Consider the following 25,096-nt stretch of genomic DNA (forward strand, 5'->3'; position numbering starts at 1 on the left):
CGGGCGTGAACAAAGCCGATCTGCATCGCGAGATGCTGGAGCGGCACCGCACGTGCTGGGACTACTGGAAGCCGCAGTACGACGCCGCGCGGGAAGACGTGGAGTTCGCCTTCACCCCGGACAGCCAGTGGGACGACTGGATGCGCGACACGCGCACCGGCCGGCCCATGTACACCGTGAACCGGCTGCGCCAGGCGCTCAAGCAGATCACCAACGACCAGCGCCAGAACCGGCCGCAGGCCAAGGTGCGCGCGGCTGAGGGCGGCGACGCGGACCTGGCCGAGGTGCGGCAGGGGATCATCCGCGGGATCGACAGCCAGATCGACGCGCAGCGCGCCGTGGACACCGCGTTCCTGTTCGCGGTCGGCGGCGGCTACGGCGTGTGGCGCGTCAACACCCGGTACGCCGACGACGGAGGCTTCGACCAGGTCATCGAACGCGAGGAGATCGCCAACCCGTACTCGGTGGTGTTCGACCAGGCGGCCAAGAAGAAGGACCGGCGCGATGCCCGGTTCGCCTTCGTGGACACCCGCTGGGCGCGATCGGCGTTCCGGGCGCGCTGGCCGGACGCCAAGCTGGTCTCGGTCGATGGGGCCACCGAGGCGACCAAGGACTGGTGGGCAGAGGACGAGGTCACCGTCTCCGAGTACTGGTACAAGAAGGCCGAGCAGGTCGAGATCGTGCTGCTGTCCGACGGCTCGGTGCACGATGCTGATGACCTGGCGCTGATCGTGGACGAGCTGGCCGCGCAGGGCATCACCATCCAGCGCCGCCGCGTGATCGAACGCGACAAGGTCTACCAGTGCATCGTCTCCGGCGCGGAGATCCTGGAAGGCCCGAACGAGTGGGCCGGCAGGTTCATCCCCCTGGTGCCGTGCTGGGGCGAGCTGATCAACGTAAAGGGGCGCGACCAGTTCTTCGGCGCCACGCGCTTCGCCAAGGACGCGCAGCGCATGTACAACTACGAGCGCAGCACGTTCATCGAGACACTGGCCGACCAGCCGTACAGCCCGTTCATGGCCGACGCGGCTTCGATTGAAGGCTACGAGGCGCAGTACCAGTCGCTGCGCACCCGCCGCCCGCCGGTGCTGCTGTACAAGTCCAACCCGGGCCTGCCCAACGGCGGCAAGCCCTCGCGCGAGGCGCCGCCGGCGTTCCCGGCCGCGCTGGCGCAGGCCGCGGCGATCAGCGCCGACGACGTGAAGGCCGCGACCGGAATCCACGACGCCAGCCTGGGCGCGCGCTCCAACGAGACCAGCGGCCGGGCGATCCTGGCGCGGCAGCGCGAGGGCGATGTCGCCAACTTCGACTACATCGACAACCTCAGCTACGCGCTCAAGTACGACTTCGAGATCCTCAACGACCTGATCACCGCGGTGTACGACACCGAGCGGCAGATCCGCATCGTGGGCGATGACGGCGCCGAGCAGGTGGTGGCGGTGAACCGCGTGGTGGTGGACGAGCAGACCGGCCAGCCGGTCACGCTCAACGACCTGACGCAGGGCCGCTACGACGTGTCGGTGACCGTGGGCCCGAGCTACACCACCCAGCGCATGGAGGCCGCCGAGGCCATGATGCAGCTGGCCAACGACCCCTCGCCGATCGGCATGGTCGCCAAGTACGGGTTCATCAAGAACCTGGACGCGCCGATGCTGGAGGACGTGCGCGAGGCCGCGCGGAAGATCCTCGTGGGGCAGGGCCTGCTGGAGCCGGCCGAGGGCGATCAGCCACCGCCCCCGCCGCAGCCCAATCCCAAGGACGTGGCCGGCGCCGAGAAGGACGCCGCCAGCGCCCGCAAGTACAACGCCGAGGCGGAAGGCCAGGAGATCGAGAACCAGGCCGCCGCGTTCCAGTTCGGCGCCCAGCTCGGCGCGCTCGGAATCGCCGGGCCGCCACAACCACCCCCGCCAGCACCAGCCCCGAACCAGCCCCCGCAAGGGGGCTTTTTTGTGGCCGGCGCCGGCGCACCCGCAGCACCCGCACCGGGCGGTTTCCCGGGCCAGCCCTGACCGGGGCAATCCGCCGTGGAGGCGCATGTGACCGACAGCACCAGCGATACCCGCACCAGCACCACCGAAATCAAGCCGCGCGAGCCGGTGGACAACAGCCACCTGGACGCAGGCATTGCCGCGCGTGAGGCCCGCAAGGCCGCCGCCGAGCCGCAGAAGCAGGAAGCCGCACCGCCGGCCGCTGCCGATGCTGGTGACGACGGCCAGGACGAGCCGGCTGACACGCAGAACCAGACCGGGGAATCGGCAGACCCGGATTCGGGCGATGCGCCCGCAAGGCCCCGGAAGAAGCCCGGTGTGCACCAACGCATCGATGAGCTGACCAAAGCGAGGTACGACGCAGAACGCGAGGCGCAGTACTGGCGGGAGCAGGCGATGCGGCAGCAGCCGCAGCAGCCGGCCAAGCCGGGCAGCGACCCCGCGCCGGCGACGGCATCCGCGGCGGCCGACGAGCCCACGCTGGAGTCCTGCGACTTCGACGTGGCCGAGTTCAACCGCCGCCACTACCAGTGGCTGCGGGAGCAGGACAGGAAGCAGGAGCAGGCGCAGCAGCGGCAGCGCACCCTCGCCGAGAAGGTGGAGGCCTTCCGGGCCGAACACCCCGACTACGACGAGGTCGCGCACAACCCGCAGGTCCCGATCACCAAGGCCATGGCCGAGGAGATTCTGGAGACCGACCACGCGCCGGCGATCGCTTACTACCTGGGCCAGAACCCGCAGGAAGCCGCCGAGATCGCGCAGATGTCCGAGCGAGCGATGAGCCGAGCGATCGGCCGCATCGAAGCCCGACTGAGCGCGCAACCCGCGTCGAGCCCGCAGCCAAGTCAGCCGCCCCCCAAGACCGTGACCCGTGCCCCTGCGCCCGTCACGACCCTGTCTGGTGCGCCGGCTGTGACCAAGTCCTACGAGGGCATGTCGCAGCGCGAATACGAAGCGGCGCGCCGGAAGGAGCGTGAGGCCAAGGGGCTGCCTAACCGCTGACCCTACAAGGACTCAATCCCATGGCAAACACCTTCCTCACTACCAGCCTCATCACGCGCGAGATCCTCAGCGCGCTGCGGCAGAAGTTCACCTTCCTCAACCGCATCAACATGGAGTACGCCGACGAGTTCGCCGTCACCGGCGCCAAGATCGGCAGCACCGTCAACATCCGCGTGCCGACCAATGCCAAGGTGCGCAGCGGCCGGATCATGGATGCCGGCAACATGGTCGACAAGACCGTGCCGCTGAGCATCACCGACCAGATGGGCATCGACCTGGTCTACAACAGCGCCGACCTGGCCCTCAACATCGATGACTTCCGCGCCCGCTACCTCGACCAGCCGCTGGCCAACCTGGCCTCGCAGATCGAATCGGCGGTCATCCAGCGCAGCCTCCCGTATGCGGCCAACTTCGTCGCCAACGCGGACGGCAAGCTGGACCTCAAGGACGCCCTGCTGGCCAACAAGCTGCTGACCGACAACCTGGCCCCGACCGAGCGCTTCATGCTCACCAACACCAGCGGCACGGTGCAGGTGATCGACCAGCTCAAGGGCCTGTTCAACAGCCAGAGCCAGCTCAAGCGCCAGTATGAGGAGGGCCTGATGGGTCGGGCCGCCGGCTTCGACTGGTACGAGACGGCGATCATGCCAACGCAGGGTTATGGCGCCAGTGCGATCCCGGGCACCTACGACGTCAACGGCGTGGTGGCCGATGGCGCTACCTCCATCCCGATCGACACCGGCACCGGCACCATCCTGGCCGGCCAGCACGTCACGTTCGCCAACGTGTTCGCGGTGAACCCGGCTACGAAGGAGAGCACCGGCGTGCTGCGGACCTTCGTGGTCACGGCCAACTACGCCGGCGGCTCGGGCAACCTGCAGATCAGCCCTGCCATCGTCGCCAACGGCCCGGAGAAGAACGTCACCGCGCTGCCCGCCGACAACGCCGACGTCGCCGTGCTGGGCGCCAGCACCCAGACCGGCGTCAACCTGGCCTTCGCGCGTGACTTCGTCACGTTCGCGTCCGTCGACCTGCCGCTGCCGGAGAACAAGGACGCCAGCCGCGCCACCATCGGCGGCCCCGGCGGTCTGAGCGTCCGCATGATCCGCGACTACGACACGATCAACGACCAGTTCCTGAACCGCGTGGACATCCTGTGGGGTTCGGCGGTGCTGCGTCCTGAGTTCGGCGTCGTGGTGCCGAACGACCCCACCCTGTTCACCTGATCGAGGAGATCACACATGCCCCTGTCCACTGACACCCAGGCCGCGGCCGCGCAGGAAACTGCGGATGGCACCCTCATCGGCCGCAACGCCACGTCGAAGATCGGATTCTTCGGCACCACCCCGGCGGTCCAGCCGGCCGCGCTCAGCCTCGCCTCGGTCACGGCCGCGCAGCTGGCCACGGCCCTGGCCTCGATGGGCCTGATCAAGACCACCGCGTAACCGCAACAGCGGGGCGCCTCGAGTTGGGGCGCCCTGCGAGGACACAGTCATGACCGAGAAGCACGCGCTGTACCTGGTGAAGGAGGGCGAGAACGACGGCCGCCCGGCCCTGTTCGCTGCCGAGGACGTCGAGGCCGCCAAGGCCAATGGCTGGGCCGAGCCGGACTTCCCGAAGGGCACCGGCGAGCCGTGGAACGCCGAGGATGAGCTGTACGCGCAGGACGCGCTGGCCGAGCAGATCAAGCTCAAGCAGGCGCAGCAGGCCAAGGCCGACAAGGCCGACGGCAAGAAGAAGTAACCCCCAGGGGCCGGCGCAAGTCGGCCCCTTCTCTTTCTGAGGTCCGCATGGCCAAGGTGCAGGAAATCGTTGCGCGGGCGCTCCGCCTGATCCAGGTGCAGGATGCGCGGCAGCCGGTCAAGGCCGTGGACATGCAGACCGGCATCTCGGCCATGAACGCCATGATCGGCCGCTGGGAGGCCAACGGCCTGTCGCTGGGCTGGGCGCCGGTGGCCAACCCCTCCGACGACATGCCGTGCCCGCCGGAGGCTGAGGAGGCCATCGCGGCGAACCTGGCGATCACCCTGGCACCGGAGTACGGCACCGACGTGTCGCCGGTAGTGGCGGCAATGGCTGCCCGCGGCATGTCGGACCTGCGCGCCGACGTGAAGGCGGCGAACCCGCTGCTGCCTGACCGCGGCGTGCTGTCCTACGGCTACGACACGCGCACGGATCGCTGGTACTGATGCGCAACCAGCCTGTCCCGCTCGTCACCGGCTTCTACCGGGACGAGGATCGCCCGTTCTCGCAGCAGGACGTGTGGAACTACCTGCCGTGCAAGACCGAGGCCCAGGGCACGCGCTCGCCGCTGATGCTCAAGACGCCGCCCGGCCTGTTCCCGTGGCTGGAGGTGGCTGGAGCGCCGCCGGTGCGCGGCATCCACGACTGCGAGGGGAAGCTGTACGCGGTCATCGGCACCACCCTGTACCGCATCTCCCTGTCCGGGGTGGCCATTCCGATCGGCACCATCCCGGGCACTGGACGGGTGTCGATGGACCACAACCAGCGCGCCAACGGGCAGCAGCTGACCGTGGTCAACGGGGCATCCGGCTACGTCCTGGACACCTATACCGGGGCGTTCGGCAAGATCACCGACACCGGGTTCCCGGGCAGCGCCGTCATCAAGTTCATGGACGGCTACATGCTGGGCATCGATCCGGCGGGGCGGTTCGCCTTCAACAGCGCGGTGGCCGAGGCGACCGATTACAACACCCTGGATCGGTGGACGTCGGAGTACCGCCCCGACCGTCTCGTCGGCATGGGCCGGCTGGGCGGTGAGCTACTGTTGCTGTCGGCCAACTCCGGCGAGTTCTTCGGCGTCACCAGCACGGCGCAGCAGCCGTACCGGTCGAAGCGGATCTTCATCGACAAGGGCTGCGCGGGGCCGCATACGGTCGTGGAGGCGGACAACTCCGTCTTCTGGCTCGGCTCGGACGGCTATTTCTACCAGCTCGACGGCTACAACCCGCGCCGCATCTCCAAGCGCCCGATCGAGCAGGCGATCCGCGGCATGGACTGGTGGAACGCCTTCGGCTTCGTCTGGGAGTCGGAGGGGCACACGGTCGTCTACTGGACCTTCCTCACCGGCGAGACCTGGGGGTGGGACTGCGCCCAGCAGGAATGGCACCGGCGCGAGTCCTACGGCCTGAAGCGCTGGCGGCCCAGCTGCACGGCCCGCAGCAACGGCAAGTGGTATGCCGGCGACTTCCAGAAGGGGCGCATCTGGCGCATCGATTGGGGTTACGTGTGGGAGGGCGATCAGGAGTTCATCTCCGGCTTCTCCCAGCCGGTCATGCACGACAACCAGAACGAGCTGATCCACAGCCGGGTCGAGCTGGTGATGGATGTGGGGCAGGTAGGGCCGACGCCGGGCGCATTCCCCGAGCAACCGGAGGGGCCTTCGATCAGTGGCGCCGCCCCGGATGGCCTGCGTGGGGCGGCCTACGCCGGCTACACCTACACCGTTACGCCTGGAGATGCCCCGATCTCCAGCACGCTGGTGGTCTCGGGTGAGCTGCCGCCCGGCCTGTCCTTCGACGGGCCAACAGCCACGATTGATGACACGATCCCAACGCAGAACGGCGAGTTCGGCTTCACTCTGCGCACGACCGATACGAATGGCCTGAGTGCAACGCTGGATGACAGCATCAAGATCGCCCAGCCGGTAATGCTGTTCGCCTCCACCCTTGGCGATGACGGCTACGCGGTCATTCCGCCAGACTATTCGCCACTGGCGTGGACGTTCAGTGCCCCGACGATTGCATATCGGGCGAACGCCAGCGGAAACCGAATCCTCACCTATTCGCTAAGCGGCGGAACTCGGAACACAGACAACCTCGGGTCCTCGTGGGCCAATTCCACCGGTGATGTTGGCGTCGGGATCGCGTCTCCGAAGCGCGGATGGGGCGATGGCACCGTCGTTCTGATTCCTGGCGGCCTAAATGGCGGCCTGTATCGAAGCCTCGACAACGGGGCGACGTTCTCCAACCTGAATCCGCCCGCGACATCCGAGGTTGTCGTCAAGGTCGGGAGCAAATGGATCAGCGCTGCTGGCGGGAACAGCAACACGCTGCTTGTTTCAACCGACAACTTCACGTCCTACACGACCGGAGCGACCATTCCATTCAATACGTCCATGTCCGGCTCTCAGGCGTGGTCGGCCGGCGGCGTCGCGCGGTTCGCTGGCAGCATTAATGCGCCCGACAGACTTCGCATGACCTCGACGGAAGATGGTGTGTTGGCCGACACGGAGTCGCTTCCGACTCTCACCGCGACCCACTTTGGCGGCATCTGCGCCAATGGCGATGGCAGCTACTGGATCGCAGGAACCGACCTTGGCGAGATCATCTTCAAGGACGGTGACGACGCCTGGGAGTTGGGCGCGACCGTTACCGGGGGCGTGGTGGACATCAAGCACAACGGCCTGGAGTTCCTGGTCCTGACCGACGCGAACAAGATCTACAGCACGGCCGATGGTGTTGCCATGACCGAGCGCTATACCACGCTTGGACCTGGCCTCACTGGCCGCGCTATGGCAGTCCCGGGGTAACCAATGAGCGATCACGTAATCCGCATGAGCTACTCCGACGACGGCCAGCCCAACTGGTCGGAGTGGGATGAGCAGAGCATCGGCGAGGTGGGGCAGTACGGCCTGCGCGTCGACTGGTCGCGCCTGGGGCGATCCCGCCAGCGCGTCTACCGCTTCGAGTGCAGCAGCCCGCGCAAGCGCGACGTGCTGGCCATGGTCGGGGTGTTCCAGGGGACGGTGGCATGAGCGAGTCCGAGCTGATCCCCGCCGGCCAGGGCCTGGAGTGCCTTCCCGCACGTCCGACCTACGAGCAGATCCGGAGGCTGCAGGCCGTCATGGCCACTATGCCGCAGGTGGAGTGCCAACTGGAACACCACTTCGCGCATGGCGTGTACGGCCGCCTGATGCACGCCAAGGCCGGCACCGTGATCGTCGGCAAGGTGCACCGCTTCTCCACGCTCAACATCCTGCTGGCGGGCGTGATCCGCGTCACCGGCCCGGACGGCGCCGTGCGCGACATGCGCGCGCCCTGCGTGTTCGTCTCACCGCCCGGCTGCAAGAAGGTCGGCGCGGTGATCGAGGACGTGCAGTGGATGAACGTGTTCGCCACCAAGCTGACGGATGTGGCCGCCATCGAAACCCAGTTCACCCTCCCCGAAACCCCACTCATCGAGAGCGCCCCATGAGCATGGTTGCAGTAGCCGTAGGTGGTGCCGTCGTCGGCGCGGCCACGGACATCTACGCAGCAAACAAGTCCGCCAGCGCGGCAAAGGCAGCGGGGCGCAATGCCACCGCGGAGCAGGCGCGGCAGTTCAACCAGACCCGCGAGGACATGATGCCGTGGCTGGAAAGCGGCGAGTGGGCGCTGGACCGACAGCAGCAGGTGCTGAACGGCGACTACTCCGGATTCCTCGCCTCACCGGACTACCAGGCAGCGCTGCAGCTGGGCACCGAGCAGCTGGACGCGGGCGCCACGGCGGGCGGCAACCTCTGGGGCGGCGGCGCGGACGCAGACCGGATCCAGTTCGGCCAGCAGCTCGCCAGCCAGAACCTGGGCAACTACTGGAACCGCCTCGCCGGCCTGTCGCAGACCGGCCAGACCACGGCCAACCAGCTCGGCGCCTACGGCCAGAACTACGCGCAGCAGTACGGTCAGAACCAGTGGGGTGTCGCCAACGCACGATCGTCCGCCTACGGCCAGCAGGCCGACGCGGTGAACAATCTGGCGAACCTGGGCATCAGTGCCTACGGCTACAAGAACGGATGGTTTGGGGGGAAGGCCTGATGGCACAGCGCAACTATTTCGGCTCGTTCATGCAGGGCCAGCAGGCTGGCAGGCAGGCACAGGAGTACGAGCAGAAGCAGCAGGACCGGAACGCCCTGCGCACCTTGGCGCCGCAGATCCTTGCCGGCGACCCGGGCGCATTCGATCAGGCCGCTGCCATCGATCCTCGGGGTGCAACGGCTATCCAGGAGGCCGGGGACAGCCAGCTACGCCGCCTTAAGGGCGCACTGGACTACTTCGGACAAGGCCTGCAGTCCGGCGACGACCGCCTGATCCAGGCCCGGTTCAAGGAGATCAGCCCGTTCATGTCGCGCATCACCGGCAAGGAGGCGCCGCCGGCCTGGACCGCGGACATGATGCCGGCGTTCGAGCAGGCCCGGCAGCGTGTGGCCATGGTGCCGGCAGCGGCCGGCGAGGCCGCGCCCGCCGGCTACCGCCAGTTCGAGATGATGGCCGCCGCCGCCGGCCTCAAGCCAGGGACGCCCGAGTACGCCCACGCCGCCAAGGTCGCGTTGGGCGCCGAGGGCCGCGCATCGAGCGCCGGCTACTCGCAGGTGAAGTTCACCGGAGCCGATGGCCGCGAGCGGATTGGCGTCCTCAACGGCCGCACGGGGCAGATCGACTTGCCGGATGGGACCAGCTTCAACCCTCAAACCGGGCAGATCGCGCCGACGGTGGGCGCGCAGCCGCCGACCCGGTTCCGCAACGCGCAGGGGCAGGTCATGGACCTCAGCCAGGTCGATGATCCGCGCCTGAGGCAGAACATCGCGGAGAACCCCGATGCGTGGGGGCTCGTCCCCGACGGCGGGTCGGTGTCGCTCCCGCCTCAGGCGGCCATGCCGGGAGGCGTAGGTGGCGGCACTGGCGCCTTCGTAGGCCGTTCCGCGGAGGAAGAGACCGCCGCCACCGAGGCCGCCAAGCTGGGCGTGCAGCTGCAGTACCTGCCCCAAGAGCTTGCGCTGCGCAGCCAGGCCGCAGTCGACCAGGCCGTGGGCATCGAGCAGGGGAAGACCGCAGCGGAGAAGGCTGCGGCGGCCCCGGGCACCATCGCTACGCTGCAGGCATCGGTCGACTCCATCGACCAGCTGCTGAACAGCAGAGAGCTCGGCAGCATCGTCGGCCTCGGCAGCCTCAATCCGCTGAATCGAGTCCCCGGCACCGCAGCCCGCGGCCTCATCGCGCGTGCGGACCAGATCGCCGGCCAGGCCTTCCTGGCAGCCTTCAACCAGCTCAAGGGCGGCGGCGCCATCACGGAGCGCGAGGGTGCCGCAGCAACGGCGGCCATGGCGCGCCTGGATCGGTCGCAAAGTGAGGAGGACTACCGCCGTGCGCTGACGGACCTGCGCGACGCGATCACCCCGGCCATCGCGCGTGCGCGGCAGCAGGCGGGCGGCGCAGCGACTTCCGCCGCCGTGGCCCCCGCGGCTGTGCGCCGTGCCCGCAACCCCCAGACCGGCGAGATGCTGGTGCTCCGCAACGGCCAGTGGGTGACCGACGATGGCCGATAACGCCCTGCCGCCGCTGCCGCCGGGTTTCGTGCTGGAGGACGAGGCTCCGCCGCCGCCGAGCCAGGCCCTGACCGCGCAGGCGGACATCCCCCCGTTGCCCCCTGGCTTCGAGCTTTTCGAGGACGATGGCCCCGGCCTGGAGATCGACATCATCGGCGGCACCCGCGAGAGCCAGGCGACGCCTGAGCAGCGATCCGGCAGCCTGGCGCGCGACCTCGGCATGTCCGCCCGCTCGGTCATCCAGGGCGCCGGCGGCCTTCTTGGCGCTGTGGGCGGCGATGCGTTCAACCACTACCTGGTGCCGGGCGATCAGCCGAGCTACCGCGATGCCGCCGCCGGCTTGGCCGACCGGCTGGGCCTGCCGAAGCCGGAGACCGGCCGCGAGCGCGTCATGGGCGACATCGGCGAGGCGCTGACCGGAACCGGCCTCACCATGGGCCTCGGTGGCGTGTTGAACGCCGGCCGGGGTGCGCTCACCGCGCCATCGGTGCGCACCGCCGCTGCCGACCTACTGACCGCCCAGCCGAAGCTGCAGGCGGTCAGCACGGCCACCGGCGCTGGCGCCGCAGGCGTGGCTCGCGAGTCGGGTGCAGGCGAGGGCACGCAGCTGGCCGCCGGCCTGATCGGCGGCCTGGCCCCGGGCGTGGGCTCCGCTGGCACCGCTGCGGCCCTGCGCGGCGCCGTGCGCGGTCGCAGTGGCGAGCAGATGCGCCGCACCATTAACGACTTCGCCCGGGTCGGTGCCACCCCATCCGTGGGGCAGGCGTCGGGCAACTGGTTCGCCCAGGGCGCAGAGAACCTGCTGGCAGGCGGCCCGACCAGCGCCGGCGTGATGAACCGCTTTGCCGAGCGCCAGGCGGATGACATTGGTGCCGGGCTGCGCCAGGTGGCAGACGGCCTGTCGCCGCGGGCAAGCGGCGAGCAGGCAGGCCGTGCGATCGAGCGCGGCGCCCAGTCCCTGCGGAACAACACGAACGCCGTGAAGCGAGCGCTGTACTGGCAGGCAGACCGACTCATCCCCGAGACCACGCCCGCGCCCCTGAGCAACACCTGGCAGACCGTGGTGCGCCTGACGACCCCGGATCCGGGCGCCGCGGCGACTACGGGGGCGCTGGTTCAGCCCAGCATCGCGCGGCTGCGGCAGAACCTTGAGCAGGACCTGGCTGCCGGCGGTGGGGCGCTCACCTACTCGGCGCTCAAGCGCGTGCGCTCGGAGATCGGCGAGGCCATCTCCAACTCGTCGCCCCTCAACCCGACCAGCGACATTCGCGAGCTGCGGCAGCTGTACGGGGCGCTATCGCGCGACATGGAGGCGGTGGCCCAGGCGCAGGGGCCGGAGGCCGTCGCAGCGGCGCGCAGGGCGAACAACTACACCCGCGCGGCGGCAGACCGGCTGGAGCAGGTGGAACGGGTGATCGACAAGAACGGTGGCCCGGAGCGCGTGTTCCAGGCAGCCATGGCCGGCACCCGCGATGGCGGTACCACCCTGCGCGCGGTCATGCAGTCTCTGCCGAAGGACGGGCAGCGCGCCGTCACCGCGGCGGTGATCAAGCGCATGGGCATGCCCACTCCGGGCCAGGCCGGTGCGGAGGCCGCGGAGGAGTTCAGCGCCAGCACGTTCCTCACCAATTGGAACCGGGTCAGCCCGGAGGCGCGGCGCGCGCTGTTCGACCGGCACGGCCCGGGCTTCACCAAGCAGATGGACCGGATCGCCCGGGTGGCGGAGAACCTGCGGGAAGGGTCGCGCGTGTATGCCAACCCCTCCGGCACGGCGAACCGCGCGGCGGCAATGACCTACGGAGCGTCGCTGGTGGGCAGCCTGTTCACCGGGGGCACCGCGGCGCTCGTGGCTGCCGGCGCCGGGGCAAACGCGCTGGCCCGCTGGATGACCAATCCCACCGTGGTGAAGCGGCTCGCCGACGCGACGGTACTGCCCAAGGGCGCAATCCCAGGCGTGATCCAGTCGATGCGCGTGGCCGCCGAGCGCGACGGCGACCAGGGCCTGTCAGAGGTTGCCGCTGTACTGGAGCAGCTTGAACAGGAAGAAGCCGGCGCCGCCCAGCAGAAGTAGGCCGGCGCCAACGATCTTCACAACCATCCCGAGGTCGCCCAGCCAGGCGTCGTCCGAGCCGTCCTGATCCAGCCACGTCTTCGGCCGGCCACCGGGGTTCGACAGGTCGTAGTCGGGCTTCTTGGTCATGCCGCCAACCCTACCACAGCCCCGCTCCGGCGGGGCTTCGTCATTTCCGGAGCCCCAGATGGCCACCTTCCGAATCCTCGACCAGGCCCCCCAGTACCTGCTGCCCGACGGCCGCGTGAATGCCGGGGGCTCGCTGTCGTTCTACGAGACCAACCTGTCCACGCCCAAGCTGACCTGGTCGGACCCGGGCATGGCCACCCCGAACCCGTACACGGTGGCCCTGGACGCCGCCGGCCGCACTGCCACGGACGTTTGGGGCGACGGGGCCTATGGGGTGGTGATGAAGGACGCCGCCGGGGTCACCATCTGGACCCGGAACAACGTGCGGGCGGCCGGCGCGGCGACGCAGGAGATCCCGGCGCTGGTGGTCGGCCAGTTCCTGACCAACGACGGGTCCAACCTGCTGTGGCAGGAGCTGCTGCAGCTGCCCGACCCATCGGGGTCCGGCGGCTACTACCTGTCCACCGACGGCGTGAACGTGCAGTGGGTGCCGCCGCCGGCACCGCCCGAGGCCACGGTGGAGATCACCAGCACGCGGATGGTCCTGACCGGCGAGGACGGCAGCAAGTGGCAGGTGATCCGAGGCACCGCCACCACGTCCTCCGGCGTCGGCACGCTCCAGGCCCAGGGCACGGTGACCTATCCCAACGCCTTCAGCGAGACGGTCTGGCCCGTGGTCACGCCCACCGGCGGCCCCTTCGCGCCTGGCAACGCCTACGGCCCCTACTACGGCGACCTGTCGATCACCGCGGCCAACTCGACCGGGTTCACCTTCATCGTCAACACCAACCACGCCGACCCCGGATCGGCTTCCCAGGAGCAGATCAGCGGCAACATCACGGTCAGCTTCTTCGCGATGGGGCCGATCAGCTGATGGTCGACTCGGTCATCATCCCCCGGCCGTCGGCGCCGCTGCTGGGCCGGGATGGGCTGCCGTCGCGGGAATGGTACGCCTACTGGCAGGCGCTGCTGGACGCGGCCGTGGGCGGCGCGGACGTGTCGGCCCAGCTGGCGGCGATGCAGGCCCAGATCGACGCACTCGGCGGCGGGACCAACCTCACCGGCGACATGTCGGTCGGCGTCACGGGGCAGGGCGACGGCTACCTGCTGCGGCTGCGCGGCGACCAGGCATCTCCGGGCAATACCCGCTACTACGGCACCGGCCCGACGGGGCAGAAGGGGTGGCCCGCGTTGGCCGACGCCTTGGCTGTCGACTCCGGGGAGCTGACCAAGACGGTCGACCCGGTGACGGGCGTGCCGTCGTTCGGCCTGGCCAATACCGCAGTCACGCCCGGCAGCTACACCAGCGCGAACATCACCGTGGACGCGATGGGCCGGGTGACGGCGGCGGCGAATGGATCCGGTGCCGGCGGTGCCATAGCCAAGATCGGGGAGGTTGTGACCAGCGGCTCGCAAGCCGTGGTCACCTTCACGTCGATCCCGGCTACCTATCGGCACTTGGAACTTCGCATTCTCGGCCGGGGGACCGCCTCCGCAGTGGAAGCCAACAGCGCTATCCGTTTCAACGGGGATTCCGGGAACAACTACGATAGCATCCGGGAAAACAGGTTCGGCGCTGGCGCAAGTGGTGTCGCAGTGTCGCGCATCGACGCATTCTCGCTTGCGGCCGCGAACGCTCCTGCTGGCACCGCTTCGCCGGTGACCATCTGCATTCCCGACTATCGCGGCACCACGTTTCACAAATCGATGACTGCGTTGTCCTCGATCAAGCAGGCGAACGCCACGGCGAACGAGTTCATGCAAACCGGTTCTGGCTATTGGCGCAACACCGCGGCGATCACCCAGATTGATATAGCGCTGTCCGCGGGCAACTGGGTCGATGGCTCGGTGGTCAGCCTGTACGGGTTGGCTTAGGACTTCCCCGACCTCGCGCCGCGGCGTCGCCTGATAGGCAACCTCCAAGCAATCCTTGACGATTCAGGGGCCAGCACCGCGCGGTGCCGACCCTCGGAGTCCAGGCCCTCCCACCCCGCGCGGCGCTGGTCTCTTCCTGAGCGACGGCCGCGCGTATCCTGTCGGCATGCTCCCCGACAGCTACCGATGGCACGATGGTCCCGAGGGGTCGCGCCTGTTCTACAACTACGGGTGCGTGGCGACCGTGCGGGCGGGGAGGGTGTCGATCGGCCGGGGCCGGAAGAGGGCGCCCCTGCCGCCGCTGGAGGGTGTGTGCGGGTCAGTGGAGCAGGGGAAGCGGCATGTGGAGCGGTGGGTGATGGCGAGGATGGGGCGACTCACACGCAACTGACACGAGCGCCCGCATCCGCCGCTGTTTCCAAGGCGTCGCCGGCCGCCTCCTGATTGCCTAACTCACTGATTTCCATAGAGTCACCTTAGCTTGACATGGTAGGGGTCACAGGTTCGAACCCTGTACCGCCCACCACTCGAAGAAGCCGGCACGGCCCTTCTCGACTGGTCGACGTTCCACGCACGATACGACAAGCCGTCCTGCAGGACGGCTTTCTCGCTTCTGTGCGCCCCTTCGTCGTTGAGCGGGTTTCAAGCGTGGACGGACGGGCGGCCGCGCGTCGCCAGGCGTCGCCCCGCGCGGCGCGTCCAGCGGGTACGGGGTCGCGCCGCTGGACCGGCTGGTTCAGGTGGGGTACCGCCTCGAAGCTCAAGTCGGCGCGCCGCGGGCCGATCTCTGTTTCGTCACGGCCCTTTCCCGATACTGGGCCCTGGCGCGCATGCAGGTGCACTTCGCGTCGCTGCGGCGCTCGCCGGCTTGACGCCGCGCGTGGGGTGATGGAACGCCTCTGGATGCTATCCGGGTGCCCGGCATGGAGTCGCCGGGATCTGGCTCGATCGCTTACCAGACAGGCAGGAATGAACCGCACAACCCGCTTCCGTCCGCCCGGGCGTCCTCTCAACCACCCGGGGGCGGGCTTTACCCTGCTCGAGCTGATGTTCGCCATCGCCGTGGTCGCGGTCATGGCGATCCTGGCCGCGGGCCAGTTCAGCCAGTACGTCGATCGCGCCAGGAGCGCGGCCGCGGCGGCGGACATCGCGGAGATGGAAGTGCTGATCCTGCGGTACCGGAACGCCCACGATGGCGTCCTGCCCGATTCGCTGGCGGATGTCGGCAAGGGCGCCCTGCTCGACCCGTGGCGACGCCCGTACCACTACACGAACCTGGAAGCGGTGAAGGGCAAGGGGGCGGCGCGCAAGGACAAGCGCCTCAATCCGCTGAACAGCGACTACGACCTTTTCAGCGCCGGCAAGGACGGGGTGTTCAAGCCGCAGGTGAGCCAGAAGGACAGCCTGGACGATGTGATCCGCGCCCGCGACGGCGCTTACATCGGCCCGGCTGCGGATTTCTGAGCCGCATGCACCTGCCCCGCTGGATCGAAGGGACGTTCCTGCGCAGCAGGCTGGGGAGGCGGATCTTCCTGACGTTCTGCGTGGCCGTCGTGGTGCCCGCGGTCGCGGTGTCGTGGCTGGCCTGGCGGACGGCCTCGGCCAATGCGCTGGCCTCGAGCCATGCCGCACTCCGCACCGAGATCAAGCACTACGCATTGAGCCTGTTCGAACGCCTCGATTCGGCCCGCGCGTTGCTGGAGCGGGTGGCGGTCGAGGACGGCTCGATCGCCGGCGATGGCGCCCTGCTGCGGCCGTTCTTCGTACGGATCGAGATCGTGCCGCTGCCGCTTGCGGGTGGACCCGGTTCCGGCCTGGGCCAACGGCTGGCACGGCATGCAGCCGCGCACGGTCCTGCCGTGAAGCTTGTCCTGCTGGCGCCGGACGACACCGCGGCCGACGCCCCCCGGGTCGTCCTGCTGGACCGGCGCCACGGCGCGGAGGGTGAGTACCTGCTCGCGGGGGTGCTGCGCACCGGCTTCCTGTGGGGTGACAGCGACGACCAGGCCTTCGATGGCCGCATCTGCGTGCATGCCGGCAACCAGCGGCTGCACTGCCATGGCGACCTGGCCGAGGCAGACCTGCCCGCCTCGGCGATCCACGACGCGTGGGACCTGTTCCTGGAGCCCGCCTTCGGCGCCGGATCGTGGCGGGTGACGGGAGCGGGCGAACGGCAGCCGGTACTGGCGAGCTACGCGAACGTCCTGGCGCCGCTGGCCGTGGGCCTGCTGCTGCTGGTGCTGATGCTCAGCTCGATCGAGATCCGCCGGATCCTGGTCCCGCTGGAGCGGCTGATGGACCGGATCCGCGGGGTGGGGCAGGGCGCGGCGCAGCCGGTGGACGCGCTCGCGGAGGACGAGTTCGGCGCGCTCACCCACGCCTTCGACGACATGGAGGGCCGGATCCGCCGGCAGCTGGACACGCTGCGGACCCTGTCGCAGATCGATCGCCTGATCCTCGACCGGATGCCCTCGGCCGCCGTGGTCGACATGGTCATTGCGCGCATCCTCGCGATCACCGGCGTGGCCGGCATCGGCCTGTCCCTGCCCGGGCCCGACCCGACCGCGCCCCGGCGGCATTTCCTGCGCATGCGCGGCCAGGCCCAGGTGGAAGCCGATGCAGCGGTGCAGGATCCGATGCACGAAGCCGCCTATGCACTGGAACCGGGGGCCTGGACGCCGATGCGCGAGGTCGGCGACGGCTTCCGGCAGCACGGGGTCACCGACGTCCTGGTGCTCGCGCTGGGCCATCGCGACCAGTCGCGGGCGTGGATCGCGCTGGCCTGCGATGCCGGTACGGCACCCGGCGAGCAGGTCCTGCTCGAAGTGCGTGAACTGGCCGAACGCATCGCCGTCGCGCTCGCGATGGAAGAACACGAGGACCTGCTCCGGTTCCAGGCGCGGCACGACCCGCTCACCGGCCTGGCCAACCGGTTGGCGGCGTTGGAGGCGCTGGCGCTGGCGATCGACAGCGCCGCGGCCAGCGGCGAGATCTTCGCCGCGGTGTTCATCGACCTCGACCGGTTCAAGGCGATCAACGATGGCCTCGGCCACGCCCAGGGCGACCTGGTCCTCGTGCACGCCAGCGAGCGGATCCGGCAGGGCATCGGACCCGACAGCTTCCTGGCCCGGTTCGGCGGCGACGAGTTCTTCGCCATCCTCCGCCACCTGCACTCGCCGGCCGACGCCGCGCGCATCACCGCCGACCTGGCCGCGTCCTTCGAGGCCCCGGTCGCGGCGCACGGTACCGAGCTGGTCGTCGGCTTCAGTGCCGGCGTGGCGATGTATCCCGCGCATGGCCGGCAGGCCCACGAACTGGTCCACAAATCGGACCTGGCGATGTACCGGGCAAAGAAGTCCGGTGGCGGGCGGATGGCCTTCTTCGACGAGGGCATGAACGAGGCGGCGCTGAACCGGGTGCGGCTGGAGAACGACCTGCGCGCGGCCATCCGGGCGGGCCTGCTGGAGGTGCACTACCAGCCGCGGGTGGACGGACGCACGGGACGCATCGTCGGCACCGAGGCGCTGGCGCGATGGACCCACCCGACCCGCGGGCGCATCGCCCCGGACACGTTCATCGGCATGGCCGAGGAGTGCGGCCTGATCGAGGAGCTCGGCGCGTTCGTACTCGGACGGGCCTGCCGGCAGCTGGCCGCCTGGAAATCGGAGGGCATCGATCCGGGGCTCATGGCGATCAACGTGTCCAGCCACCAGTTGCGCACGGGCAACCTGCTGGAGGTGCTGGCGCGCGCCGTGGACGAGTACGGGATCCACTGGCGCGACCTGGAGATCGAGGTGACCGAATCGTTGCTGGTCAGCGGCGGCGGCGTCGCCCTGCAGCAGCTGCGGGCGATCCGCGAGGCCGGCGCCACCGTGGCGATCGACGACTTCGGCACCGGCTACTCGTCGCTCGCCTACCTGACCCGCCTGCCGATCGACACGCTCAAGATCGACCGTGCGTTCATGGCCCACCTCGGCCAGGACCGGGCATCGATGGCCGTGGTGCGCTCGATCGTTGCCCTGGCCAAGGCGCTGGACAAGAAGCTCGTCGCCGAGGGCGTCGAATCGATGGCCCACGTGCGGCTTCTCGACGCACTGGGGTGCCATGTCGTGCAGGGCTATGTGTACTACCCGCCGCTGGAGCCCGGCGCGTGTTCGGTCGAGCTGCGGCACCGGCAGGGTGGCGCGCCCCCGGCGACGGCCTGAGCGTTGCACGCCGCGTGGCGTGCGCGCGCGGGGCGCCGGCTATTCCGGCGTGACCGGCGGCTGCTCGACCAGCCGCAGTTCGAACAGGCGGGCGGTTCGCCTTCCGTCGCGCGCGCGCATGCGCACCTGGATGCCGTCACGCGCGCGGGCAGTCCTGGCCAGCGCGTCGGGCAGGGCGATTTCGCGCGCGAGGAAGTCGTCGGTGCCCGAGCCGTCGAGCTGGACCGTCCCCACCACCAGGCCGTCGACCTCGACGTCCATCGCCACCTGCCAGTCGCCGCCGAACAGGCCCAGCCGCAACGCCAGCGGCACGCCGCCGGCGTGGCCGTGCGGGGCCCGCAACCGGTAGGAGAACGCGCGGCCGGCATCGCGCCAGCGGCGACCCAGCAGCATGCCGGTCGACGAATCCTGTCCCTCGTAGCCATGTTCGACTTCCGGTTGCTGCTCACCCGGTTGCACCTGGTCCAGAGTGCGTGCGTCCAGCGCCTGCCGCTCCCGCTCGGCCGCTTCGATCGACGCGACCACGGCCGGGTATCCGGCCGCCGTGGTGGTGCGCCAGTACGCCATGTAGCGCGCATCGTGGATGCGGTACAGCGGCTCCAGGCGCAGCCCGCGGAACGTCGCCGGCTGCACCAGCGCGTCGGCGCCGAATGCCAGCGGCCGGGCGGGCAGCGGCGTGATCCCGCCCGCCAGCGCATCGCGATCGCCGACCAGCATCGGCGCGGCATCCAGCGGCAGGTAGGCGCCGGGCGCGATGTGGCTGCCGCGGCCGGCATCGGCGATGAGGCCATCGATCCCCTCGTCCCCGGTGCGCGCGGCCAGCAGCAATGGACCATGCATGGCCGCGACCCACTCCGAGCCGTCGGGCAGGGCTTCGATCCGCGTGTGCATCGGGAGTTCGACCTCGACCCGGTCGCCGTTCCTCCAGCGGCGCTCGATGCGCGCGTACGAGGATGGCGTCGAATGCAGCGGCCACGGGCGTCCGTTGACTTTCACCCGTAGTGGTCCGTGCAGCCAGTGCGGATGGCGCAGCTCCAGCGCGAACGACTGCGCGCGCTGCAGCGACAGCCGCAGCGCGGTGCGCGGCTCTTCGGGGAAGGCGGTGCGCTGTCGCAGCTGCAGGCCCCGTTCGGCCCAGTCCAGCTGCGAGTCCATGTACAGGTTGACCCGCAGCACGCCGTCGCCACGGGAGTAGGCGAAGGCGGCGTGGCGGCCGTGGTTCTCGAGGCCGCTGCCCACGCAGCACCAGAAGCATTCCTGCGGTTGCGAATAGACGCGGTAGTGGCGCGGGCGGATCGGGGTGAAGTAGACCAGCCCGCCGTGTCCGGGGTGCTGCGAGGAGAGGACGTGGTTGAACAGCGTGCGCTCGTAGAAGTCCGCGTGCCGCGGGTCCGGGCGCAGCCGTTCCAGCAGCAGGGTGAGCTTGAGCATGTTGTAGCTGTTGCAGGTCTCCGGACCCTCGCGCGACTGGACCATCGGCGCGAAGTCGGCGGCGGGGTTGAAGTGCTCGCGCACGCTGTTGCCACCGAAGGCGATGCTGCGGTGCAGGGCCACGCGCTCCCAGAAGAACCGCGCCGCGTCGATCCACGCCTCGTCGCCGTCGAGTTCGCCGATCCGGGCAAAGCCAATGACCTTCGGGATCTGGGTATTGGCATGCAGGCCGTCGAGCGCGTCCTCGCGGCGCAGCAGCGGGTCGAGCAGGGCACGGTGCGAGAAGCGCCGCGCCAGCGCCAGGTAGCGGCGTTCGCCGGTGATGGCGTACACGTCGGCGAGCACCTCGTTCATGCCGCCATGTTCGGTGTCGAGCACGCGCTGCAACCGGCGGTCGTCCAGGTTGGCAACCAGCCGCTCCACCCAGTCGGCGAACCCGACCAGGGCCTCGCGTGCCTGGCGGTGGCCGGCCAGCCACCAGGCGTCGCGCAGGCCGGCGAAGGTCTTGTGCAGGTTGTAGAACGGCACCCACGCCCCTTCCAGCGAGAAGGACTCGGCGGTGAAGTCGCCGGCGGCGATGCGCGCCCACAGTTTCCGCCCGCCGGGCACGCCGCCGGCGTAGCCGTCGCCGTGGGCGCGCTGGCATTCGGCGATGGCGGCGACCATGTAGTCGAGGCGGTCGCGCATCCGCGTATCGCCCTGGGCCGCCTGCTGCGCCAGTGCGGAGAGGTAGTGCCCTGCGGTATGCCCGTCCAGGCCCATCGACTCCCAGTTCGGATACGCGGGTGCGGGCGAGGGCAGGCCTGCCTCGCGCCGGCACGGCGCCAGCAGCCGGTCCATGTCCAGTGCGGCCAGGTAGCGGAGGTTGAGCGCGCTGGCATGGGCGAAAGGCCCGGACGACAGGTGCACGTCGGCGAGCGGGGCGAACTGCAGCGGGCCGCGCGCCACGGGCGTGGCCACGGCACGCGCCAGGGACAGGGGAGCCAGCGGCAGCAGCGCCGCCGGCACGAGCGCGGCGACCAGCCGGCGCCGGTCGCCGTCCACGTCGCGGCCGTGCGGCCTCATGGCGGGGGATGCCCGCAACACGCCGGTACAGGCGTCGGGAAAAAGTCCCCGCCCCCCACGGGAGTTCCGTTCCGGGCCGGCGAAGGGGCGGGGCAACCCCGGAATTCAGTGCGAGTCGCGGGTGACATCACCGCCACTGCCGCCGACCAGGAAGTCCAGGTCGGCGCCCAGGTGGGCCTGCTGGACGTGGTCGACGTAGAGCTTGGCCCAGCCACGCGCGGGTGCCGGCAGCGGTGTCCACCCGGCACGGCGGCGGGCGAGCTCGTCTTCGGCCACGTCCAGGTGCAGGCGCCGGGCGGCGACATCCAGCTCGATGAAGTCGCCTTCGCGCACCAGCGCCAGCGTCCCGCCCGCGGCCGCTTCCGGCGACACATGCAGGACCACGGTGCCGTAGGCGGTACCGCTCATGCGCGCGTCGGAGATGCGCACCAGGTCGGTGACGCCGCGGCGCAGCAGCTTGGGCGGCAGCGGCATGTTGCCGACCTCGGCCATGCCGGGATACCCGCGCGGGCCGCAGTTCTTCAGCACCATCACGCAGGTCTCGTCGATGTCCAGCGCCTCGTCGTCGATGCGCGCCTTGAAGTCCTCGATGTCCTCGAACACCACCGCCCGGCCACGATGCCTGAGCAGGTGCGGCGAGGCCGCCGACGGCTTGATCACCGCGCCGTCGGGGGCCAGGTTGCCGCGCAGCACGGCGATGCCGGCTTCGGGACGCAGCGGCTGGTCCAGCGGCCGGATCACGTCCTGGTTCCAGCACGGCGCATCGGCGATGTTCTCGCCCAGGCTGCGGCCGGTGACGGTCAGCGCATCCAGGTCCAGGTGCTGCGAGATCTCGCGCAGCACCGCCGGCAGGCCGCCGGCGTAGTAGAAGTCCTCCATCAGGTACTGGCCCGACGGCTTGAGGTTGACCAGGCACGGCAGGCGCGAGCCGATCGCGTCCCAGTCCTCCAGCGACAGCGGCACGCCCAGGCGCCCGGCGATCGCCAGCAGGTGGATCACCGCGTTGGTCGAGCCGCCGATCGCGGCGTTGGCCCGGATCGCGTTGGCGAACGCCTCGCGGGTCAGCACCTTCGACATGCGCAGGTCCTCGCGCACCATCTCCACGATCCGCCGGCCGGACAGGTGGGCCAGGCGGAAACGGCGCGAATCCACCGCCGGGATCGCCGCGTTCTCCGGCAGCGACATCCCCAGGGCCTCGACCATGCTGGCCATCGTCGAGGCGGTGCCCATGGTCATGCAGCTGCCCTTGGAGCGCTGCATGCAGGCCTCGGCCTCGGTGAACTCGGCCTGCGACAGGGTGCCGGCGCGGACCATCTCCGACATCTCGATCACGCCCGTGCCCGAGCCGACCGGCCGGCCGCGCCAGTTGCCCGACAGCGACGGCCCGCCGGAAACGCCTATGGTCGGCAGGTCGACGCTGGCCGCGCCCATCAGCAGCGAGGGCGTGGTCTTGTCGCAGCCCATCAGCAGGACCACGCCGTCGATGGGGTTGGCGCGAATCGATTCCTCCACGTCCATTGAGGCCAAGTTGCGGAACAGCATGGCCGTTGGCCGGACCTGGGTCTCGCCCAGCGACATCACCGGGAATTCCAGCGGGAAGCCGCCGGCCTCGTAGACCCCGCGCTTGACGTGCTCGGCCAGCTCCCGGAACGAGGAATTGCAGGGAGTCAGTTCCGACCAGGTGTTGCAGATGCCGATCACCGGGCGGCCGTCGAACAGGTCGTGCGGCAGGCCCAGGCCCTTGAGCCAGCTGCGGTAGTAGAACCCCTGCTTGCCGTCGCGGCCGAACCACTGCTGGCTGCGGAAAGGCGGTTTCCTGGAGTCGCTCATGTGCGGTCGGGGTCCCTGCCCGGAGGGTGGATGGCCGGGGTGGCGCCGCCCGTGCTGCAGGCATCGGACCCCTTTACCGGCGGGATGCTACCGGGCATATTGATATTGTAAAAATAACAATATCCGATCTATCGATACATGATCGCGTATCGATGATCGCTCCCTGGAGGAAGACACCCGTGGCGAAGATCAACCTGGCAATCGTGGGCATCGGCAAGATCGTGCGCGACCAGCACCTGCCGGCGGTGGCCGGCAACGCGGACTACCGGCTGGTGGCCGCGGCCAGCCGCCACGGCCGGGTCGAGGGCATCGACAACTTCACCACCATCGACGAGATGCTGGCGGCTCTGCCGTCGATCGACGCGGTCTCCCTGTGCATGCCGCCGCAGTACCGCCACGCGGCGGCGGTGAAGGCGCTGGCCGCCGGCAAGCACGTGTTCCTGGAGAAGCCGCCGGGCGCGACCCTGTCGGAGGTCGCCGACCTGCAGGCGCTGGCCGACGCCCACCGGGTGTCGCTGTTCGCCAGCTGGCATTCGCGTTACGCGCCGGCGGTGGAGGCGGCCCGGGAATTCCTGGCCGGCACCCGGATCCGCTCGATGCGGGTGGTCTGGAAGGAGGACGTGCGCCAGTGGCATCCCAACCAGGACTGGATCTGGCAGGCCGGCGGCCTGGGGGTGTTCGATCCGGGCATCAACGCGCTGTCGATCGTCACCCGGATCCTGCCGCGGCCGGTGTTCGCCACCGCCGCGACCCTGGAATTCCCGGAGAACCGCGAAGCCCCGATCGCCGCCTCGATCGCCTTCACCGACGCCGAGGGCCTGGACCTGGAGGCCGAGTTCGACTGGCGCCAGACCGGCCGCCAGAGCTGGGACATCGTCGCCCGCACCGATGCCGGCGAGATGCTGTTGTCCGAAGGCGGTGCCCGGCTGTCGATCGACGGCCGGCTGGTGCACGAGCAGCCGGAACGGGAATACCCGAGGCTGTACGAGCGCTTCGCCGAGATCATCGCGGCCGGCCGTTCGGACGTCGATCTGGCGCCCCTGCGCCACGTCGCCGACGCCTTCCTGCTGGGCCGGCGCAAGGTCGTGGAGGCCTTCCACGACTGACCGGCGGCAACGGGCGGCGGTGCGTCCCGCCGCAGCCCGCCACGCTCAGCCGTAGACCTCCGCGGCGGTCGCCTGCATCGCCTCCAGCACGGTGCGCGCGCCGGGCGAGAGCAGCCAGTCGGTGCGGGTGATGATCCCGAACGAGTCCATCCTGCACGACAGCTCCACCGGCACGATCCCGACCATGCCGAACTGGGCGTAGTGCCGGGCCACGTCCACCGGGACCACGGCCAGGTAGTCGCTCTCGTGCAGCATCTTGGTCAGGAACATCAGCGCGGCGGTGGCCACCACCTGCCGCGGCGGCTGCAGCCCGGCGCTGCGGAACATCAGCTCGAAGCGGTGGCGCAGGACGCTGCCTTCCGGCGGCACGATCCAGCGCGCCGCGGCCAGTTCGGCCAGGCCCGGGTCCTGCACCGACAGCAAAGGATGGCCGGGGCGGGCGATCGCGCACACCTCCTCCTCGGCCAGCGCCTGGTAGTGCAGGTGGCGCTTGTCGTGGCGCTCGAACAGGCGCCCGACCAGGAAGTCGATCCGGTTCTGCTCCAGCCGCTCGAGCAGGACGTCGCTGCTTTCCACCAGCAGGGACACCCGCAGGTCCGGGTGCTGGCTGGTGATCCGCGCCAGCGCCGGCGGCAGCAGGGTCATCGCCGGACCGGCGATCGCGCCGATCGCCACGCTGCCGGACCAGCCGCCCTTGAGCGCCTCGATCTCCGCCCCGGCCTCGGCGAGGCTGGAGAGGGCGATGCGGGCGTGGCGGATCATGGTCTCGCCATACCAGGTCGGGCGCATCCCGCGCGGCAGCCGCTCGAACAGCGGCACCCCCATCATCTCCTCCAGGTCCTTGAGCAGCTTGGAGGCGGCCGGCTGGGACATGGCCAGGGTCTCGGCGGCGCGGTGGATGTTGCCTTCCTCGTCGATGGCGATCAGCAGCATCAGCTGCCGGGTCTTGAGCCGGGCGCGCACGAACCAGGGGATGGATTGCACCGTCGATCTCCATCGATATTGATGTTTGTATATGTTAAGCATGAATTTCGATTGGATGCATATGCGTCCAGTCGGCACAATCCGAT

The 25,096-nt window shown here is 69.6% G+C and carries 21 protein-coding genes; 17 read left to right on the top strand and 4 right to left on the bottom strand.

The window, feature by feature from the left end:
• Positions 1-5 precede the first annotated feature (5 nt).
• The 12 genes from CSC62_RS05505 to CSC62_RS05560 are packed head-to-tail and all read left to right on the top strand — an operon-like array spanning position 6 to position 12,385.
• Positions 6-2,009, top strand: coding sequence for a portal protein (locus CSC62_RS05505; protein ID WP_246194215.1), 2,004 nt, complete (start codon positions 6-8; stop codon positions 2,007-2,009).
• A gap of 27 nt (positions 2,010-2,036) precedes the next feature.
• Positions 2,037-2,990, top strand: coding sequence for a hypothetical protein (locus CSC62_RS05510; protein WP_162405168.1), 954 nt, complete (start codon positions 2,037-2,039; stop codon positions 2,988-2,990).
• A gap of 20 nt (positions 2,991-3,010) precedes the next feature.
• The gene (locus tag CSC62_RS05515) at positions 3,011-4,216 is read left to right on the top strand and encodes a P22 phage major capsid protein family protein (RefSeq protein ID WP_162405169.1); all 1,206 of its coding nucleotides are present in this window, start codon (positions 3,011-3,013) and stop codon (positions 4,214-4,216) included.
• A 15-nt stretch (positions 4,217-4,231) separates the two neighbouring features.
• Positions 4,232-4,435 carry a hypothetical protein gene (locus CSC62_RS05520; RefSeq protein WP_162405170.1) on the top strand — a complete coding sequence of 68 codons (204 nt, stop codon included), beginning with the start codon at positions 4,232-4,234 and terminating at the stop codon, positions 4,433-4,435.
• 49 nt (positions 4,436-4,484) lie between these two features.
• On the top strand, positions 4,485-4,733 hold the full coding sequence (locus CSC62_RS05525) for a hypothetical protein (RefSeq protein WP_162405171.1): 249 nt from the start codon (positions 4,485-4,487) through the stop codon (positions 4,731-4,733).
• A gap of 47 nt (positions 4,734-4,780) precedes the next feature.
• Positions 4,781-5,179, top strand: a complete 399-nt coding sequence (locus CSC62_RS05530; protein WP_162405172.1) for a packaged DNA stabilization gp4 family protein — start codon at positions 4,781-4,783, stop codon at positions 5,177-5,179.
• Complete coding sequence (locus CSC62_RS05535; protein WP_162405173.1) at positions 5,179-7,542, top strand: putative Ig domain-containing protein; 2,364 nt, start codon at positions 5,179-5,181, stop codon at positions 7,540-7,542. Before CSC62_RS05530 ends, CSC62_RS05535 begins: the two co-directional genes overlap by 1 nt.
• 3 nt (positions 7,543-7,545) lie before the next feature.
• Complete coding sequence (locus CSC62_RS05540; RefSeq protein WP_162405174.1) at positions 7,546-7,767, top strand: hypothetical protein; 222 nt, start codon at positions 7,546-7,548, stop codon at positions 7,765-7,767.
• The gene (locus CSC62_RS05545) at positions 7,764-8,207 is read left to right on the top strand and encodes a hypothetical protein (protein WP_162405175.1); all 444 of its coding nucleotides are present in this window, start codon (positions 7,764-7,766) and stop codon (positions 8,205-8,207) included. Before CSC62_RS05540 ends, CSC62_RS05545 begins: the two co-directional genes overlap by 4 nt.
• Entirely contained in the window at positions 8,204-8,806 is a 603-nt protein-coding gene (locus tag CSC62_RS05550) for a hypothetical protein (RefSeq protein WP_162405176.1), read from the top strand. The genes CSC62_RS05545 and CSC62_RS05550 overlap by 4 nt, the downstream gene beginning before the upstream one ends.
• On the top strand, positions 8,806-10,314 hold the full coding sequence (locus tag CSC62_RS05555; RefSeq protein WP_162405177.1) for a hypothetical protein: 1,509 nt from the start codon (positions 8,806-8,808) through the stop codon (positions 10,312-10,314). The genes CSC62_RS05550 and CSC62_RS05555 overlap by 1 nt, the downstream gene beginning before the upstream one ends.
• Entirely contained in the window at positions 10,304-12,385 is a 2,082-nt protein-coding gene (locus CSC62_RS05560) for a hypothetical protein (RefSeq protein WP_211368934.1), read from the top strand. Before CSC62_RS05555 ends, CSC62_RS05560 begins: the two co-directional genes overlap by 11 nt.
• Here the strand turns inward: CSC62_RS05560 and CSC62_RS05565 are convergent.
• Positions 12,320-12,514 (bottom strand): hypothetical protein, encoded by a 195-nt coding sequence (locus CSC62_RS05565; RefSeq protein ID WP_162405178.1) that lies wholly within the window; start codon positions 12,512-12,514, stop codon positions 12,320-12,322. The genes CSC62_RS05560 and CSC62_RS05565 overlap by 66 nt on opposite strands.
• 58 nt (positions 12,515-12,572) lie before the next feature.
• Here CSC62_RS05565 and CSC62_RS05570 point away from each other — a divergent pair, with 58 nt between their 5' ends.
• From CSC62_RS05570 to CSC62_RS05585, 4 genes are all read left to right on the top strand, one after another.
• Complete coding sequence (locus CSC62_RS05570) at positions 12,573-13,388, top strand: hypothetical protein (protein ID WP_162405179.1); 816 nt, start codon at positions 12,573-12,575, stop codon at positions 13,386-13,388.
• A complete protein-coding gene (locus CSC62_RS05575; protein ID WP_162405107.1) occupies positions 13,388-14,389 on the top strand; it encodes a hypothetical protein in 1,002 nt (333 codons plus the stop codon). The genes CSC62_RS05570 and CSC62_RS05575 overlap by 1 nt, the downstream gene beginning before the upstream one ends.
• Positions 14,390-15,358: 969 nt before the next feature.
• Positions 15,359-15,853, top strand: a complete 495-nt coding sequence (locus CSC62_RS05580; protein WP_162405180.1) for a type II secretion system protein — start codon at positions 15,359-15,361, stop codon at positions 15,851-15,853.
• A 5-nt stretch (positions 15,854-15,858) separates the two neighbouring features.
• Complete coding sequence (locus CSC62_RS05585; protein WP_162405181.1) at positions 15,859-18,594, top strand: putative bifunctional diguanylate cyclase/phosphodiesterase; 2,736 nt, start codon at positions 15,859-15,861, stop codon at positions 18,592-18,594.
• Between the two features lie 39 nt (positions 18,595-18,633).
• On the opposite strand, the gene CSC62_RS05590 is transcribed toward CSC62_RS05585, so the two are convergent.
• Both CSC62_RS05590 and CSC62_RS05595 read right to left on the bottom strand, forming a co-directional pair.
• Positions 18,634-21,090 (bottom strand): glycoside hydrolase family 127 protein, encoded by a 2,457-nt coding sequence (locus CSC62_RS05590; protein ID WP_162405182.1) that lies wholly within the window; start codon positions 21,088-21,090, stop codon positions 18,634-18,636.
• A gap of 105 nt (positions 21,091-21,195) precedes the next feature.
• Positions 21,196-22,920 (bottom strand): IlvD/Edd family dehydratase, encoded by a 1,725-nt coding sequence (locus CSC62_RS05595; protein WP_162405183.1) that lies wholly within the window; start codon positions 22,918-22,920, stop codon positions 21,196-21,198.
• A gap of 152 nt (positions 22,921-23,072) precedes the next feature.
• Here CSC62_RS05595 and CSC62_RS05600 point away from each other — a divergent pair, with 152 nt between their 5' ends.
• Positions 23,073-24,026: a Gfo/Idh/MocA family protein gene (locus CSC62_RS05600; RefSeq protein WP_211368936.1), complete on the top strand. Its 954-nt coding sequence runs from the start codon at positions 23,073-23,075 to the stop codon at positions 24,024-24,026.
• Positions 24,027-24,071: 45 nt separating this feature from the next.
• On the opposite strand, the gene CSC62_RS05605 is transcribed toward CSC62_RS05600, so the two are convergent.
• Positions 24,072-25,052, bottom strand: a complete 981-nt coding sequence (locus tag CSC62_RS05605; RefSeq protein WP_162405185.1) for a LysR family transcriptional regulator — start codon at positions 25,050-25,052, stop codon at positions 24,072-24,074.
• Positions 25,053-25,096: the final 44 nt, after the last annotated feature.

The sequence above is a fragment of the Pseudoxanthomonas jiangsuensis genome, from assembly GCF_010093185.1.
In the GTDB taxonomy this organism is placed as follows: domain Bacteria; phylum Pseudomonadota; class Gammaproteobacteria; order Xanthomonadales; family Xanthomonadaceae; genus Pseudoxanthomonas; species Pseudoxanthomonas jiangsuensis.

Bases quoted from the DNA above. Each gene is read 5' to 3' on its own strand.
- CSC62_RS05515 (WP_162405169.1), top strand. From the start codon at position 3,011: ATGGCAAACACCTTCCTCACTACCAGCCTCATCACGCGCGAGATCCTC.
- CSC62_RS05520 (WP_162405170.1), top strand. From the start codon at position 4,232: ATGCCCCTGTCCACTGACACCCAGGCCGCGGCCGCGCAGGAAACTGCG.
- CSC62_RS05525 (WP_162405171.1), top strand. From the start codon at position 4,485: ATGACCGAGAAGCACGCGCTGTACCTGGTGAAGGAGGGCGAGAACGAC.
- CSC62_RS05530 (WP_162405172.1), top strand. From the start codon at position 4,781: ATGGCCAAGGTGCAGGAAATCGTTGCGCGGGCGCTCCGCCTGATCCAG.
- CSC62_RS05535 (WP_162405173.1), top strand. From the start codon at position 5,179: ATGCGCAACCAGCCTGTCCCGCTCGTCACCGGCTTCTACCGGGACGAG.
- CSC62_RS05540 (WP_162405174.1), top strand. From the start codon at position 7,546: ATGAGCGATCACGTAATCCGCATGAGCTACTCCGACGACGGCCAGCCC.
- CSC62_RS05545 (WP_162405175.1), top strand. From the start codon at position 7,764: ATGAGCGAGTCCGAGCTGATCCCCGCCGGCCAGGGCCTGGAGTGCCTT.
- CSC62_RS05550 (WP_162405176.1), top strand. From the start codon at position 8,204: ATGAGCATGGTTGCAGTAGCCGTAGGTGGTGCCGTCGTCGGCGCGGCC.
- CSC62_RS05555 (WP_162405177.1), top strand. From the start codon at position 8,806: ATGGCACAGCGCAACTATTTCGGCTCGTTCATGCAGGGCCAGCAGGCT.
- CSC62_RS05560 (WP_211368934.1), top strand. From the start codon at position 10,304: ATGGCCGATAACGCCCTGCCGCCGCTGCCGCCGGGTTTCGTGCTGGAG.
- CSC62_RS05565 (WP_162405178.1), bottom strand. From the start codon at position 12,514: ATGACCAAGAAGCCCGACTACGACCTGTCGAACCCCGGTGGCCGGCCG.
- CSC62_RS05570 (WP_162405179.1), top strand. From the start codon at position 12,573: ATGGCCACCTTCCGAATCCTCGACCAGGCCCCCCAGTACCTGCTGCCC.
- CSC62_RS05575 (WP_162405107.1), top strand. From the start codon at position 13,388: ATGGTCGACTCGGTCATCATCCCCCGGCCGTCGGCGCCGCTGCTGGGC.
- CSC62_RS05580 (WP_162405180.1), top strand. From the start codon at position 15,359: ATGAACCGCACAACCCGCTTCCGTCCGCCCGGGCGTCCTCTCAACCAC.
- CSC62_RS05585 (WP_162405181.1), top strand. From the start codon at position 15,859: ATGCACCTGCCCCGCTGGATCGAAGGGACGTTCCTGCGCAGCAGGCTG.
- CSC62_RS05590 (WP_162405182.1), bottom strand. From the start codon at position 21,090: ATGAGGCCGCACGGCCGCGACGTGGACGGCGACCGGCGCCGGCTGGTC.
- CSC62_RS05595 (WP_162405183.1), bottom strand. From the start codon at position 22,920: ATGAGCGACTCCAGGAAACCGCCTTTCCGCAGCCAGCAGTGGTTCGGC.
- CSC62_RS05600 (WP_211368936.1), top strand. From the start codon at position 23,073: ATGATCGCTCCCTGGAGGAAGACACCCGTGGCGAAGATCAACCTGGCA.
- CSC62_RS05605 (WP_162405185.1), bottom strand. From the start codon at position 25,052: ATGCTTAACATATACAAACATCAATATCGATGGAGATCGACGGTGCAA.